Annotated in this window: 13 protein-coding genes; 9 read left to right on the top strand and 4 right to left on the bottom strand. The window is 67.5% G+C overall.

The features are described 5' to 3' along the window. Positions 1–33 precede the first annotated feature (33 nt). The 4 genes from AC5P60_RS10510 to AC5P60_RS10495 all read left to right on the top strand — a co-directional run bounded on the left by AC5P60_RS10510 (position 34) and on the right by AC5P60_RS10495 (position 5893). Positions 34–1512, top strand: coding sequence for a leucyl aminopeptidase (locus AC5P60_RS10510; RefSeq protein ID WP_005412193.1), 1479 nt, complete (start codon positions 34–36; stop codon positions 1510–1512). Between the two features lie 82 nt (positions 1513–1594). After that, on the top strand, positions 1595–2020 hold the full coding sequence (locus tag AC5P60_RS10505) for a DNA polymerase III subunit chi (RefSeq protein WP_005408012.1): 426 nt from the start codon (positions 1595–1597) through the stop codon (positions 2018–2020). A 72-nt stretch (positions 2021–2092) separates the two neighbouring features. Then, on the top strand, positions 2093–4921 hold the full coding sequence (locus tag AC5P60_RS10500) for a valine--tRNA ligase (RefSeq protein WP_111173201.1): 2829 nt from the start codon (positions 2093–2095) through the stop codon (positions 4919–4921). Between the two features lie 150 nt (positions 4922–5071). Next, the gene (locus AC5P60_RS10495) at positions 5072–5893 is read left to right on the top strand and encodes an EamA family transporter (protein WP_049402246.1); all 822 of its coding nucleotides are present in this window, start codon (positions 5072–5074) and stop codon (positions 5891–5893) included. 104 nt (positions 5894–5997) lie between these two features. Here AC5P60_RS10495 and rimI read toward each other — a convergent pair whose 3' ends face one another. Genes rimI through pssA form a run of 3 tightly spaced genes read right to left on the bottom strand, consistent with a single transcriptional unit; the run spans position 5998 to position 7774 of the window. Further along, positions 5998–6495: a ribosomal protein S18-alanine N-acetyltransferase gene (gene rimI, locus AC5P60_RS10490; RefSeq protein ID WP_032964690.1), complete on the bottom strand. Its 498-nt coding sequence runs from the start codon at positions 6493–6495 to the stop codon at positions 5998–6000. Then, on the bottom strand, positions 6492–7001 hold the full coding sequence (locus AC5P60_RS10485) for a hypothetical protein (protein WP_049454429.1): 510 nt from the start codon (positions 6999–7001) through the stop codon (positions 6492–6494). The genes rimI and AC5P60_RS10485 overlap by 4 nt, the downstream gene beginning before the upstream one ends. Continuing rightward, on the bottom strand, positions 6998–7774 hold the full coding sequence (gene pssA, locus AC5P60_RS10480) for a CDP-diacylglycerol--serine O-phosphatidyltransferase (protein WP_005408007.1): 777 nt from the start codon (positions 7772–7774) through the stop codon (positions 6998–7000). Before pssA ends, AC5P60_RS10485 begins: the two co-directional genes overlap by 4 nt. Before the next feature lie 80 nt (positions 7775–7854). Here pssA and AC5P60_RS10475 point away from each other — a divergent pair, with 80 nt between their 5' ends. The 3 genes from AC5P60_RS10475 (at position 7855) to AC5P60_RS10465 (ending at position 11139) form a co-directional block, all read left to right on the top strand. Continuing rightward, positions 7855–8229 (top strand): DUF4124 domain-containing protein, encoded by a 375-nt coding sequence (locus AC5P60_RS10475; RefSeq protein WP_005408006.1) that lies wholly within the window; start codon positions 7855–7857, stop codon positions 8227–8229. Between the two features lie 599 nt (positions 8230–8828). Further along, on the top strand, positions 8829–10532 hold the full coding sequence (locus AC5P60_RS10470) for a proline--tRNA ligase (RefSeq protein WP_005408005.1): 1704 nt from the start codon (positions 8829–8831) through the stop codon (positions 10530–10532). A 223-nt stretch (positions 10533–10755) separates the two neighbouring features. Further along, positions 10756–11139: an H-NS histone family protein gene (locus tag AC5P60_RS10465; protein ID WP_005408004.1), complete on the top strand. Its 384-nt coding sequence runs from the start codon at positions 10756–10758 to the stop codon at positions 11137–11139. 80 nt (positions 11140–11219) lie between these two features. Here AC5P60_RS10465 and AC5P60_RS10460 read toward each other — a convergent pair whose 3' ends face one another. Continuing rightward, on the bottom strand, positions 11220–12479 hold the full coding sequence (locus AC5P60_RS10460) for a threonine/serine exporter family protein (protein WP_005408003.1): 1260 nt from the start codon (positions 12477–12479) through the stop codon (positions 11220–11222). Between the two features lie 93 nt (positions 12480–12572). On the opposite strand from AC5P60_RS10460, the gene AC5P60_RS10455 reads away from it, so the two are divergent. Together AC5P60_RS10455 and AC5P60_RS10450 are read left to right on the top strand one after the other, a co-directional pair. Beyond that, the gene (locus AC5P60_RS10455) at positions 12573–13694 is read left to right on the top strand and encodes an ABC transporter permease (protein ID WP_005408002.1); all 1122 of its coding nucleotides are present in this window, start codon (positions 12573–12575) and stop codon (positions 13692–13694) included. 1 nt (position 13695) lies between these two features. After that, on the top strand, positions 13696–14523 hold the full coding sequence (locus tag AC5P60_RS10450; protein WP_033835490.1) for an ABC transporter ATP-binding protein: 828 nt from the start codon (positions 13696–13698) through the stop codon (positions 14521–14523). Positions 14524–14525: the final 2 nt, after the last annotated feature.

The raw sequence follows: 14525 nt of genomic DNA, 5'->3' as shown, positions 1-14525 counted from the left end.
CGATTGTACGGACTCGCCAATGGAATCTGCTCAATGGCCCTCGAATTCACCCTGAACCACGTTGCTCCGGCCGCCGCCGCCGTTGATTGCCTGGTGGTCGGCGCGTATGCCGACCATACCCTGACCCCGGCCGCACAGGCCCTGGACGCCGCCAGCGGCGGCCGCCTGGCCTCGCTGGCCCAGCGCGGCGACCTGTCCGGCAAGACCGGCGCCACCACCCTGCTGCACGACCTGCCGGGCGTGTCCGCCCCGCGCGTGCTGGTGGTCGGTCTCGGCGACGCCGCCCGCTTCGGTGTACCGCAGTACCTGAAGGCCGTTGGCGACGCCGTGCGCGCGCTGAAGGCGGGCGCTACCCGCAGCGCACTGTTCACCCTGTCCGAAGTGGCCATCAAGGACCGCGACGCGGCCTGGGCGATCCGCCAGGCGGTGATCGCCGCCGATCACGCTGCCTACCGCTACACCGCCACCCTGGGCAAGAAGAAGGCCGACGACGCCGGCCTGGCCCAGCTGGCCATCGCCGGTGACGACGCCCAGGCCCTGGCCCAGGGCCAGGCCATCGCCGCCGGTGTCGAGTTCGCCCGCGAGCTGGGCAACCTGCCGCCGAACTACTGCACCCCGGCCTACCTGGCCGAGGTGGGCGTGAAGTTCGCCGGTGAGCATGACGGTGCCGAGGCCGAGATCCTCGACGAGCACCAGATGGAAGCGCTGGGCATGGGCTCGCTGCTGGCCGTGGCCCGTGGTTCGGCCAACCGCCCGCGCCTGGTGGTGCTGAAGTGGACCGGCGGCGGCGACGCCAAGCCGTACGTGCTGGTCGGCAAGGGCATCACCTTCGATACCGGTGGCGTCAACCTGAAGACCCAGGGCGGCATCGAAGAGATGAAGTACGACATGTGCGGTGGCGCCAACGTCATCGGCACCTTCGTCGCCGCGGTCAAGGCCAAGCTGCCGCTGAACCTGGTGGTGGTGGTGCCGGCGGTGGAAAACGCCATCGACGGCAACGCCTACCGCCCGTCCGACGTGATCACCTCGATGTCGGGCAAGACCATCGAAGTGGGCAACACCGACGCCGAAGGCCGCCTGATCCTGTGCGATGCGCTGACCTATGCGCAGCGCTTCGAACCGGCCGCGCTGGTCGACGTCGCCACCCTGACCGGTGCCTGCATGGTCGCCCTGGGCCACCAGACCGCCGGCCTGATGAGCAAGCACGACGACCTGGCCAATGAACTGCTGGCCGCCGGCGAGCATGTGTTCGACCGCGCCTGGCGCCTGCCGTTGTGGGACGAGTACCAGCCGATGCTGGATTCGACCTTCGCCGACGTCTACAACATCGGCGGCCGCTGGGCCGGCGCGATCACCGCGGGCTGCTTCCTGTCGCGCTTCACCGAAGGCCAGCGCTGGGCCCATCTGGACATCGCCGGCGTGGCCAGCGATGAAGGCAAGCGTGGCATGGCCACCGGCCGCCCGGTCGGCCTGCTGAGCCAGTGGCTGCTGGACCAGGCCGCCCGCGCCTGATGCCGTACCCGACCCTGGCCGGCCCCCGCTGGCCAGGGCCTCGCCCGGCACCGCCGGGCCCCTGCCTGACCCGGATCCTGCCATGCCCCGCGCCGACTTCTACCTGATCGCCAAGCCCCGCTTCCTGACCGAGCCGCTGCGCCTGGTCTGCGAACTGGCGCGCAAGGCCAACGACGCCGGGTTGTTCACCCTGGTGCTGGCCCGCGACCAGGCCCAGGCCGAGGAGCTGGACGAGCTGCTGTGGGCGTTCGACAACGATGCCTACATCCCGCACCAGATCGCCGGCGAAGACATGGACGAGGAAGAGGCCCTGGTGCTGATCGCAGTACCCGGCACCGACGCGCCGGCACGCCCGCTGGTGATCAACCTGCGCGATGAACCCTGGCTGGGCCAGTGCGAACGCGTGCTGGAAGTGGTCCCGGCCGATCCGGAAGCGCGCGAACCGCTGCGCGAACGCTGGCGCCAGTACAAGGCCGCCGGTTACGAGCTGAACAAGCACGACATGTAAGCGCGCCCCGGCCCCCTTGATGGGCCGCCGCCGCGCCCTGATCCTTCAACGATTACCTCCTGGTTCCCCCGCATGACCCAACTCGCCTCCAGCTACGACCCGAAGTCCTTCGAGACCGACCTCTACGAGGCCTGGGAGAAGGCCGGCCACTTCAAGCCGTCCGGCACGGGCGAGCCGTACACCATCCTGCTGCCGCCGCCGAACGTGACCGGCACGCTGCACATGGGCCATGCGTTCCAGCAGACCCTGATGGACGCGCTGGTGCGCTACCACCGCATGCGCGGCTACGACACGCTGTGGCAGGTCGGTACCGACCACGCCGGCATCGCCACCGAAATGGTGGTCAGCCGCAACCTGGCGCTGGAAGGCAAGGGCGAGACCCGTGATTCGCTGGGCCGCGAAGGCTTCATCGGCAAGGTCTGGGAGTGGAAGCAGCAGTCCGGCGATACCATCGAGCGCCAGATGCGCCGCCTCGGCACCTCCGCCGACTGGTCGCGCAGCACCTTCACCATGGACCCGCAGCCGTCGGCGGCAGTGAACGAAGCCTTCGTGCGCTGGTACGAGCAGGGCCTGATCTACCGCGGCCAGCGCCTGGTCAACTGGGACCCGGTGCTGAAGACCGCCATTTCCGACCTGGAAGTGGAGAGCGCCGAGGAAGACGGCTTCCTGTGGTCGATCGCCTACACGCTGGATGAGGGCCTGAGCTACGAGCACGTCGAGCGCGATGCCGACGGCGTGGAAACCCTGCGCGAAACCCGCGACTACCTGGTGGTCGCCACCACCCGCCCGGAAACCCTGCTGGGCGATACCGCGGTGATGGTGCACCCGGAAGACGAGCGCTACGCGCACCTGATCGGCAAGAGCGTGGTGCTGCCGCTGACCGGCCGCCGCGTGCCGGTGATCGCCGACGACTACGTGGACCGCGCGTTCGGCACCGGCGTGGTCAAGGTCACCCCAGCGCATGATTTCAACGACTACGAAGTGGGCGTGCGCCACAGCCTGCCGATGATCAACCTGTTCACCCCGGTGGCAGCGCTGAACGAAAACGCGCCGGAGCGTTTCCAGGGTCTGGACCGCTACGCCGCGCGCAAGGCCGTGCTGGCCGAACTGGAAGACCTGGGCATCCTGGTCGAGACCAAGGCGCACAAGCTGCAGGTGCCGCGCGGTGACCGCACCGGCCAGGTGATCGAGCCGTACCTGACCGACCAGTGGTTCGTGAAGATGGACGACCTGGCCAAGCGCGGCCTGGAACTGGTCGAGAATGGAAGCATTTCCTTCGTGCCGCCGAACTGGATCAACACTTACCGCCACTGGATGAACAACATCCAGGACTGGTGCATCAGTCGCCAGCTGTGGTGGGGCCACCGCATTCCGGCGTGGTTCGACGAAGCCACCGGCAGCTGCTACGTCGGTCGCAGCGAAGAGGAAGTGCGGGCGAAGCACAACCTGGCCAGCGACGTGGTGCTGAACCAGGAAAGCGACGTGCTGGAGACCTGGTTCTCCTCGCAGCTGTGGCCGTTCTCCACCCTGGGCTGGCCCAACGAGCAGGCCATGGCCGAGCGCGGCTTCGACCGCTACCTGCCGTCGTCGGTGCTGATCACCGGCTTCGACATCATCTTCTTCTGGGTGGCGCGCATGATCATGGCCACCGACAACCTGGTCGGGAAGATCCCGTTCAAGGACGTCTACTTCACCGGCCTGATCCGCGACGGCCAGGGCCAGAAGATGTCCAAGAGCAAGGGCAACGTGCTCGACCCGCTGGACATCATCGACGGCATCACCATCGACGACCTGGTCGCCAAGCGCACCGGCGGCCTGATGCAGCCGAAGATGGTTGAGAAGATCGAGAAGGCCACCCGCAAGGAATTCCCGGACGGCATCGCCGCCCACGGTGCCGATGCGCTGCGCTTCACCATCGCGGCACTGGCCACCCACGGCCGCGACATCAAGTTCGACATGAACCGCGCCGAGGGCTACAAGAACTTCTGCAACAAGCTGTGGAATGCCAGCCGCTTCGCGCTGATGAACACCGAGGGCGCGGCGTTCACCGGCGTGCCCAGGCCGCGTACCGATGCCGAGCGCTGGATCCTCGCGCGCCTGGCCGCCACCACCGCCGAAGCGCAGGGCCATTTCGCCGCCTACCGCTTCGACCTGCTGGCGCAGTGCCTGTACGAGTTCGCCTGGAACGCGTTCTGCGACTGGTTCCTGGAACTGAGCAAGCCGGCACTGAACGGTGCAGACGCCGCCGACGCCGAAAGCACCCGCCACACCCTGCTGTACGTGCTGGAAGCGCTGCTGCGCCTGCTGCACCCGCTCACGCCGTTCATCACCGAACAGCTGTGGCAGCAGCTGGCCCCGCGCCTGGGCCTGACCGAAACCACGCTGTCGCTGCGCCCGTACCCGACCGCCGCCGAGTTCGAAGGCGATTTCGCCCAGGCCGAGGCCGACGTGGAATGGCTGAAGGCGGTGATCAGTGCCGTGCGCCGCGTGCGCAGTGAGCTGAACGTCGCGCCGTCCAAGCTGGTGCCGCTGCGCCTGCAGGCCGGGCTGGAGCAGGACCGCGTGCGCATCGAACGCTTCAGCGCCTCGCTGTCGTTCCTGCTGAAGCTGGACAGCATCCAGTGGCTGGCCGAAGGCGAAAGCGCACCGCCGGCCGCCGCCGCGATCGTGGGCGAGCTGAAGCTGCTGGTGCCGCTGGAAGGCCTGGTCGATCTCGATGCCGAGCGCGTGCGCCTGGACAAGGAAATCGCCCGCGTCGAAGCGGAGAAGGAAAAGAGCGAGACCAAGCTGGCCAAGTTCACCGACAAGGTGCCGCCGGCCGTGGTCGAGCAGGAGCGCGTGCGACTGGCCGACTGGAACACCCAGCTGGCCGGCCTGCGCGAGCAGCGCGCGAAGCTGTAAGCGCCGCGCTCTGGTGCGTGCCAACCGGGGTTGGCACCTGCCCTGCCCCGCTCTGGTGGGTGCGGACCTTGGTCCGCACTGAGCGATGTGCCAACCAAGGTTGGCACCCACCAAACCCGGAACATTTGCCCCGCATGGCATCATCGCCCGATGCCTCTTTCCATTTTCCTGCTGGTCCTCGCGGCTGCGGCCCTGCATGCCAGCTGGAATGCGATCGTCAAACGCGGGCCGGACAAATTCCTCGGCACCGTGCTGGTCACCGGCAGCGCCGCGCTGCTGTCGGCGGCCGCCCTGCCCTTCCTGCCGTTCCCGGCCGCGCACAGCTGGCCCTGGCTGGCTGCATCCGTGCTGCTGCAGGTGACCTACTACGGACTGGTGGCACGCTGCTACCAGCAGGTCGACATGAGCCTGGCCTATCCGCTGATGCGTGGCAGCGCGCCGATCCTGGTTGCGCTGGCCGGCACCCTGCTGGGCGAGCAACTGCCCCCGGCGGCGTGGCTGGGCGTGGTGCTGGTGAGCACCGGCATCCTGTGCATGGCACTGGGCACACGTGGCGGCCAGCTGCGGCTGCCGCTGCTGACCGCGGCGATGATCGCCACCTACACCTTGGTCGATGCGCAGGGCGCGCGCCAGTCCGGCAGCGCGCTCAGTTACACGCTGTGGCTGTTCCTGCTGTCAGGCATCCCACTACCGCTGTGGGCGTTGTACACCCGCGGCGGCGCGGTGCTGGACTATGCGCGCCAGCACTGGCCGCTGGGACTGGCCGGTGGCGTCGGCACCACCGCCTCCTATGCGATGGCGTTGTGGGCCATGACCCAGGCGCCAGTGGCGATGGTCTCGGCGCTGCGTGAATCCTCGATCCTGTTCGCGTTGCTGATCTCGGTGTTCGTGCTGCGCGAGCGGATTCCGCGTGCGCGCTGGCTGGCGGCCGCGCTGATCGTCGGCGGTGTGTTGGCACTGCGGCTGGCGTGAGAAAAGCGTGCCAACCAAGGTTGGCACCTACCACGGCAGGTGACGTGTCGATGACAGCGGAGATCCACCGGTAGTGCCGGCCGCTGGCCGGCAACCCTTCTCCGTTACAGCGGCGGCATCGTCTGCAGGTCGCCGTCGACCAGTTCGATCGCCATCACCACCGCGTCTTCGCGGCCCTGTGCGGCCGGATAGTAGCGCGGACGACGGCCGATCTCGTTGAAGCCTTCGCTGTGGTACAGCGCCAGCGCCGGCGTGTTGGACGGACGCACTTCCAGGAACACACGCTGCGCACCGCGGTTGCCTGCCAGCTGCACCAGTGCGCGCAGCAGTTGGCGACCCAGCCCACGCGACTGCGCCAGCGGATCGATGCAGATGTTCAATACATGTGCCTCATCGGCGGCAATGCTGAGCACGCCGTAGCCGATCAGCTGGCCATCGCGCTCCATCGCCAGGCCGGGATAACCGGCACGCAGGCAATCAACGAAGATGCCGCGGGTCCATGGGAATGGATACCCACGCACTTCAATCGCCATCACCGCATTGAGGTCGCTCTCGCGCAATGCGCGCAGGCTGACCGGGCCGGGCTGGCTGACCGCACTCATGGTGCGCCCCGCTTGCGCAGGGCGCGCAGCTGCGGCCACAACGCGCGCTTGGCGGCCGGGTCCTGACGCAGCTGGTCCAGCGGCCAGCTGTCCATCAGCGCCTGCGTGGCAGGGTCGTTGGGATTACAGCCGGAGGCACGCAGCAATGCGATCTGCAGGCGATCCGGGAGCCGCACCACCGGCTGCCGCGCATTGCCACCCGGTAGCGGGCGGGCCGTTGCCGGTGCGGTATCCGGTGCGGTGACGGGGGTCTCGCGACGCGTAGGTGCCGGGCGTTCCTGGTGAGGAGCGGGTGCGGCTTCGGCAGGGTGTTCCCGCATGGAGGCCGAACCCGCCCGCACTTGTTCCGCCGAAGCCGCGGCAGCCGCATCGGCTTCGGCCACGCTCAACTGCAGCGCGGCATCCAGCTCCGCAGCCAACTGGCCGTCGTGATAGACGGTGTAGCCCATGGCCTGCAGCCAGGCCTGCTGGGCCGGTGACCACAGCACGGGCAGTTCCTGGCTCACGCGGCCTCGGGCTTCTTGCGCAGGCGCTGCACGGCCCACATCACCGGGCCGGACAAGGCGTACAGGATGCCGACCGCGAACAGCACGCGCGGCAGATCAATGACCGCGATGGCGATGGCGACCGGCACCAGGGCCAGCACCAGGAACGGCACGCGGTCGGAACGGGTGCCCTTGGCGCCGCCACCCTTGAAGCTCCAGAAACGGATACGGCTGACCATCAACAGCGCCGCGACGATCGTCACCGCCAACGCCACGTAGCGCAGCTGGTTGCCGTCCCAGCCCAGGTTGCCATCGGCGAAGGCCCAGACGAAGGACATCATCAGCCCGGCCGCGGCCGGGCTGGCCAGGCCGACGAACCAGCGTTTGTCGACCACCGCGACCTGGGTGTTGAAGCGGGCCAGGCGCAGCGCCGCGCAGGCGGCATACAGGAAGGCCACGGCCCAGCCGACGCGGCCGAGCAGCGGGTCATCGAACTTCAGCCACGACAGCGACCAGTGGTACATCACCAGCGCCGGGGCCATGCCGAAGCTGACCAAGTCGGCCAGCGAGTCGTACTGGACGCCGAACTCGCTACTGGTACCGGTCAGGCGCGCCACGCGCCCGTCCAGGCCATCCATCACCGCCGCCACGAACACGGCGATGCTGGCATTGACGAAATCCCCGTTGGCCGCGGCGATGATCGCGTAGAAGCCGGCGAACAGGCCGGCGGTGGTGAACAGGTTGGGCAGCAGGTAAATCGTGCGCGAACGCGGCGGCGGTGTGATCGGGTCCATGGAATCCAGTTTAATCGACTTGCCAGTGCTCGGCGCCAATGCTGCAATCGGCGTTCTACGCCCATTCCGCGGAGTTTGCCATGCGTGCCCTGTCCTGCCTTGGATGCCTGCTGCTGTTGGCCAGTGCCAACGCCGTGGCCGGCCCGGTCTATAAATGGAAGGACGCCCATGGCGTGACCCAGTATTCGGAGACCCCGCCGGCGGGCAAGAAGTTCGAGACCCGCGAACAGGCCCGCACCCCGCAGGCCGCGGCCAGCGCCGAAACCCCGGCCGCGCCGGTGCCGGAGCAGTGCAGCACCGCCCGTGCCAACCTGGCCCTGCTGGAAGGCTCCGGCCAGGTGATGCAGGACACCAATGGCGACGGCAAGGCCGATACCGCGTTGACCGCGGAACAGCGCAGCGCGCAGAAGGGATTGGCGGAGGCCGCCATCAAGGCTTACTGCCCGGCAGAGTGAGGGTTATCGGCAGGGCTTGCAGCCCTGCACCTGCTTCAAGCAACGGCAACGTCAAATGCCAAAGCGGCTCTGGTTTTCTACTGGTTTGGCGGGGCGGTGTGGGCTGGCAGGACACGCCGTAAACCCATCCCTGGGGGCTCGATGGCGCCATCCATGGCGCCAACGGTCCTGCCAACCCACACCGCCCCACCCCCGACAGGTTCCTGGTGACGGTGGTAGATCCACGCCATGCGTGGATGAAATCTGTCAGATCTCGAATTGAATCCGGGGTCAGATCCGTTTTCCTGCGGAAAACGGATCTGACCCCATCCGCATGTCCAACAGATCGCGGGGCCTGTCAATGGCGGGGTGGGTCCGGTTGCGGGAGTGTCCGCGGCATGGATGCCGCGGCCAAGCCCCCATGGATGGGTTTACGGCGTCTCCCGCAACCGGACCCACCCCGCCATCCCACGGGAAGCCCGCTGTTGCTTCGGCAGTTGCTTCTGAGGTTGCCGGCCAGCGGCCGGCACTACCGCGGGTGCAGGGCGCAGCCCTGCCGATACCCCTCTCCCCGGCCGGGCTGGCAGAATAGGCGTCTCTGCCGTTATCCGAAGCCGACGATGCGCCTCTCCCAGTTCCACCTGCACACCACCAAGGAAACCCCCAGCGACGCCGAGCTCACCAGCCACCGGCTGATGCTGCGCGCGGGCATGATCCGCAAGCTGGCATCGGGCCTGTACACCTGGTCGCCGCTGGGCCTGCGCGTGCTGCGCAAGGTTGAACGCATCGTGCGCGAGGAAATGGACCGCGCCGGTGCCGTGGAATTCCAGATCCCGACCATCCAGCCGAAGGAACTGTGGGAGCAGACCGGCCGCTGGCAGAAGTTCGGCCCGCAGCTGCTGAAGATCAAGGACCGCAAGGACCAGGTGTTCTGCTACAGCCCGACTGCCGAAGAAGCCGCCTGCGACTTCGCGCGCAGCGAGCTGTCCAGCTACAAGCAGCTGCCGGTGAATTTCTACCAGGTACAGACCAAGTTCCGCGACGAGATCCGCCCGCGCTTCGGCGTGATGCGTTCGCGCGAGTTCCTGATGAAGGACGCCTATTCGTTCCACCTGCACGATGAGTGCCTGGTGCGCGAATACGAGAACATGAAGTCGGCCTACAGCCGCATCTTCACCCGCCTCGGCCTGGACTTCCGCATGGTGCAGGCCGACTCCGGTGCGATCGGTGGCGATGCCTCGCAGGAATTCCACGTCATCGCCGATTCCGGCGAGGACGCGCTGGTGTTCTCCACCGGTTCGGACTACGCCGCGAACATGGAAGCGGCGATCGCCGCCGATCCGGCACCGCGTGCGGCTGCCAGTGAAGCCATGCGCAAGGTCGACACCCCTACCCAGAAAACCTGCGAGGACGTCGCGGCGCTGCTCGGCATCGAGCTGCAGCGCACGGTGAAGTCGGTGGCGCTGATCGCCGGTGAAGGCGAAGCACAGCAGTTCGTGCTGGTGCTGGTGCGCGGCGACCATGAGGTCAACGAGATCAAGCTGGCCAAGGTCGCCGGCCTGGACGAACAGCGCTTCGCCAGCGAGGCGGAAATCGCCGAGTACCTGGGCAGCGTGCCGGGCTTCCTCGGCCCGGTCGCCCCGGCCAAGGCCATCCGCGTGGTCGCCGACCGCGAAGTGGCCGCGATGTCCGACTTCGTCGTCGGCGCCAACGAGGCCGGTTTCCACCTGGCCGGGGTCAACTGGGGCCGCGACCTTCCGGAACCGGAAGTGGCCGACATCCGCAACGTGCGTGCCGGTGACCGCGCGCTGGACGGTGGCGAACTGAAGATCGCCCGTGGCATCGAAGTCGGCCACGTGTTCCAGCTCGGCCGCAAATATGCCGAAGCGCTGGATGCCACCGTGCTGGACGAGAACGGCAAGGCGGCGGTGATGGCGATGGGCTGCTACGGCATCGGTATCTCGCGCGTGGTGGCTGCCGCGATCGAACAGAACCATGACGATGCCGGCATCATCTGGCCGGACGCGATGGCGCCGTGGCAGGTGGTGGTGTGCGTGATCAACCCGAAGGGCGACGCCGCCGTGGCCGATGCTGCTGCCAGCCTGCTGCAGGAACTCCGCGACGCCGGCCTGGACGCGGCACTCGACGACCGCGGCCTGCGCCCGGGCGCGATGTTCGCCGACATGGAACTGATCGGCATTCCGCACCGCGTGGTGGTGAGCGAGCGCGGCCTGGCCGCCGGTACCTACGAGTACCGCTCGCGCCGCGCCAGCGAAGCGGAAAGCCTGGACAAGGCCACCCTGCTGCAGCGACTGCAGGGCTGATCAGGAGAAGACCGGGGCATGCCCCGGTCTTTTTTTTGCCTGTCGCCCAGTTGAGCAATATTGCAGCGGACATAATCCGGTCAAAATCGACGCAATGCAGCCGGGATGCTGCCAGGCCATGACCCGCCTGCATTTGTGCTGTGATTAATTCATCTCTATTCTGTCCCGCGACGCCATGGACTGGCTCGTCCCGTCCACATTTTAGTTTCCGGAGTAACCGTAAATGAGCATTGACCTGACCGGCCTGTCGGCACGCGAGCTGGGCGCCCTGATCCGTACCGCCAAGAAGCAGCAGACCATCGTCGCCAAGCGCCGGCCAATCACCAAGGTCCGGGCCCAGCTGACCAAGCTGGCCAAGACCGAGGGTTACACCATCGAAGAACTGTTCGGCGGCGCCCCGGCACCGCGCGCGCGCAAAGCCGCCCCGGCAGCCAAGGCACCGTCCAAGACCGCCGGCCGCAAGCTGGGCAAGGTTGCCCCGAAGTACCGCAACCCGGCCAACCCCAAGGAAACCTGGACCGGTCGTGGCAAGCAGCCGCGCTGGATGGCCGAGCTGACCGCCAAGGGCAACAAGAAGCCGGAAGATTTCCTGATCAAGAAGGCCTGAGGCCGGATCGGGATGCAATGAAAAACGCCGGCGGAAGCCGGCGTTTTTCATTCTTCGGTGTGCGGGCCAACGGTCCACACCTACAGCGTTTTGCGCGCCGGCATCAGCAGGTTGCCGAACAGCAGGCCGGCCACCAGCGCCATCACCACGTTGAGCACGGTGAGGAACACGCTTTGGCCCGCGCCAACGTCCTGCTGCTGGACCAGGGTCAGCACGCCGCGCAGGCTGGTGCTGCCGGGCACCATCATGATGATGCCGGGCAGGCGGATGATCGCTCCTGGGCGGCCAACGAGGCGGCCGAACAGATTGCCACCGGCGGTCAGCAGCATCGCTGACAGGAAGATGCCGGCCGGCGCGCCCCAGGCGTGCCCGCCGAACTTGGAGATCGCGTAACCCGCCACCGAGGCCGCGATCACCCACGGGTAATCGCGCCGGTTGGCCTTGAACAGCATCGCGAAGGCGAATGCCGCGGTCAGCAGCGAACCCCACTCCACCCACGGCCCCTGCGGCCGCGTGGCGCGGATCACCGGGTCCAGGCCGAGTACATCAGCCAGGGTCACCGCGATCATCGCTCCCACGCTGAGCTTCATGATGGTGGTCAACGCGCCGGCGAAGCGCGCGGTTCCGGAGACCCAATGCTGGCTGGCGAGTTCATTGACCGCATTGGTCAGCGACATGCCCGGCAGCAGCACCACCAGCGAGGCGATGATCACCGTGTTGAGGTTGAGTGCGCCAACAAAGGACGCGACCAGGGTTGCGACCATGCCGGCCAGCAGCGCCGCCAGCGCCTCGGCCGCTTCACGGGTGGCCGGGCGACGGTCGGTGACCATGCCGAGCAGGCCGATCATCAGGCCGATGACACCGGCGGTGGCGATGTCCAGCCACGGCAGCTTCCACATGCCGGCCACGCCGGCCGCGCCCAGGGTGAATGAAAGAATGGTGCGCAGCTTGCCGCGCCGGCCCGGATCCTTGTCCAACTGGCGCAGCGCGGTGTGGCCCTGGGCAATGCTCATCCGCCCGTTGGCCACTTCCTCGGCGATATGGTCGGCGACGCTGAGCTTGTGCAGGTCGTTCTCGCCGGGCGCCAGGCGGATCACGCGGGTGATGTCGCTGGAGCCGATCGCCTGTGCCGGATCGCTGAAACTGAGGATGATACCGGTGGGATTCGACCACGGTTCACAATCCAGATCGAGCTGGCGGGCCAGTGCCACCACCGCCGTTTCCAGGCGCTGGGCCGTGGTGCCGTAGCTGTGCAGGCGTCCGGCGATCTCGGAAACAAAGGCCACGCGCTGCGCGTAGGTGGCCTGGGGCGTGGGGATCGTGTGAGCGTCTGCGGACATGCGCCGTAGTATTACCTACTGCCGGGCCGCACTGGATAAATTCATCCGGGTTCGACGCGATGCCCCAGACAGAACGGTTATGCTGCGACCCGAATGGCCCAAGTGACCCCGAACCACGCCCCCCAGCTCGAACAGGATGCCCATGACCCGGGCCTGATCCGCCTGTCCGGCACCTGGACCTTGAAGACCGCGCTGGCCGCGGCCGAAGTCCTGCGCGGCGTTCCCGACACGCTGACCGGCATCGACGCCACCGGCATCGAGAAGATGGATTCGGCCGGCGTGCTGCAGGTACTGCGCGTAGCGCATCGCGCCGACCTTGGCGAGGACGCGTTGCAGTTCCGGCCGGACCACCAGGCGCTGGTCTGCACCATCGAGGAAGTGGCCGACGACCGGCCCCGGCCCAAGCGCGATTTCGGCGTGCTGGCGGCGCTGGAACGGCTCGGTGTCAGCGTCCATGCCACTGGCCACAACATCAAGGCGCTGTGCAGTTTCCTCGGCGAGAACCTGGTCAAAGCGGCGCGCCTGGTCAAGGAGCCCCGTCGCTTCCGCCTGACCGCCACCGTCCACCAGATGGAGCAGGTCGGGCTGGACGCAGTACCGCTGGTGGCGCTGCTGTCCTACCTGGTTGGCGCGGTGATCGCCTTCCTCGGCTCGACCATCCTGCGCGACTTCGGCGCCGAGATCTACGTGGTCGAGCTGGTCAACATTGCCTTCCTGCGCGAGTTCGCCGTGCTGCTGACCGCGATCGTGCTGGCCGGCCGCACCGCCAGTGCGTTCACCGCGCAGATCGGCGCGATGAAGGCGCGCGAGGAAATCGACGCGATGCGCACGCTGGGTCTGGATCCGATCGACCTGCTGGTGCTGCCACGCCTGCTGGCGCTGCTGGTCACCCTGCCCCTGCTGACCTTCATCGCGATGATCGCGGGCCTGGCCGGCGGCATCACTGTCGGCGCGTTCGACCTCGACATCCCGCCGCAGATGTACATCGCGCGCATGCACGAGACGATGGAAGTGCGGCACATGCTGGTCGGCCTGTCGAAGGCGCCGGTGTTCGCGCTGGTGATCGGCCTGATCGGCTGCCTGGAAGGGCTGAAGGTGGAAGGCACGGCGCAGTCGGTCGGTGAACGCACCACCTCCAGCGTGGTGCAGACGATCTCGCTGGTGATCATCATCGACGCCTTCGCGGCGTTGTGGTTCATGCACATGGACTGGTGACATGAGCACGCATCCGACCCCCGAAGACATTTCCATGCAGGACGACGACGGCCATGACCTGGCCATCCGCGTTCGCGGGCTGGTCAACCGCTTCGGCAGCCAGACCGTGCATGAAGACCTGGACCTGGACGTGCGCCGTGGCGAGATCCTGGGCGTGGTGGGTGGCTCGGGCACCGGCAAGTCGGTGCTGATGCGCTCGATCCTGGGCCTGCGCACGCCCGACGCCGGCCAGATCGAGGTGCTGGGCCGCGATGCGCGTGCCGACGACGCCGAGAGCCGCCTGCACATCGAACGCAATACCGGCGTGCTGTTCCAGGACGGCGCCCTGTTCTCTTCACTGACCGTGGGCGAGAACGTGCAGGTGCCCTTGAAGGAACACCACCGCGAATTGCCCGAGCGCTGGCACTACGAGCTGGCGCTGCTGAAGGTGAAGCTGGCCGGCCTTCCCGCCGATGCGATCAACAAACTGCCCTCGCAGCTGTCCGGCGGCATGCGCAAGCGTGCCGGCCTGGCCCGCGCGCTGGCGCTGGACCCGCCGCTGCTGTTCCTGGACGAACCGACCGCTGGCCTCGACCCGATCGGCGCGGCCGCGTTCGACCGCCTGATCAAGACCCTGCAGGAAGCGCTGGGCCTGACCGTGTTCCTGATCACCCACGACCTGGACACGCTGTACGCCATCTGCGACCGGGTCGCGGTGATCGCCGACCGCAAAGTGGTGGCCAACGCGCCGCTGCCGGACATCGAGAAACTGGATCATCCGTGGATCCAGGAATACTTCCACGGACCGCGTGCGCGTGCCGCGCGCGGCGAACAGATCGAGAGTGCCTGAGC

The organism is Stenotrophomonas sp. YJH_SMC_120 (genome assembly GCF_059368675.1).
This window is presented reverse-complemented; position numbering and strand designations above follow the sequence as displayed.

What these genes read in the sequence shown, in the direction of transcription:
- pssA (WP_005408007.1), bottom strand. Translation starts at nt 7,774, where the DNA reads ATGGACCCGATCACACCGCCGCCGCGTTCGCGCACGATTTACCTGCTG.
- AC5P60_RS10505 (WP_005408012.1), top strand. Translation starts at nt 1,595, where the DNA reads ATGCCCCGCGCCGACTTCTACCTGATCGCCAAGCCCCGCTTCCTGACC.
- AC5P60_RS10510 (WP_005412193.1), top strand. Translation starts at nt 34, where the DNA reads ATGGCCCTCGAATTCACCCTGAACCACGTTGCTCCGGCCGCCGCCGCC.
- AC5P60_RS10465 (WP_005408004.1), top strand. Translation starts at nt 10,756, where the DNA reads ATGAGCATTGACCTGACCGGCCTGTCGGCACGCGAGCTGGGCGCCCTG.
- AC5P60_RS10500 (WP_111173201.1), top strand. Translation starts at nt 2,093, where the DNA reads ATGACCCAACTCGCCTCCAGCTACGACCCGAAGTCCTTCGAGACCGAC.
- AC5P60_RS10450 (WP_033835490.1), top strand. Translation starts at nt 13,696, where the DNA reads ATGAGCACGCATCCGACCCCCGAAGACATTTCCATGCAGGACGACGAC.
- AC5P60_RS10470 (WP_005408005.1), top strand. Translation starts at nt 8,829, where the DNA reads ATGCGCCTCTCCCAGTTCCACCTGCACACCACCAAGGAAACCCCCAGC.
- AC5P60_RS10460 (WP_005408003.1), bottom strand. Translation starts at nt 12,479, where the DNA reads ATGTCCGCAGACGCTCACACGATCCCCACGCCCCAGGCCACCTACGCG.
- rimI (WP_032964690.1), bottom strand. Translation starts at nt 6,495, where the DNA reads ATGAGTGCGGTCAGCCAGCCCGGCCCGGTCAGCCTGCGCGCATTGCGC.
- AC5P60_RS10455 (WP_005408002.1), top strand. Translation starts at nt 12,573, where the DNA reads ATGGCCCAAGTGACCCCGAACCACGCCCCCCAGCTCGAACAGGATGCC.
- AC5P60_RS10475 (WP_005408006.1), top strand. Translation starts at nt 7,855, where the DNA reads ATGCGTGCCCTGTCCTGCCTTGGATGCCTGCTGCTGTTGGCCAGTGCC.
- AC5P60_RS10495 (WP_049402246.1), top strand. Translation starts at nt 5,072, where the DNA reads ATGCCTCTTTCCATTTTCCTGCTGGTCCTCGCGGCTGCGGCCCTGCAT.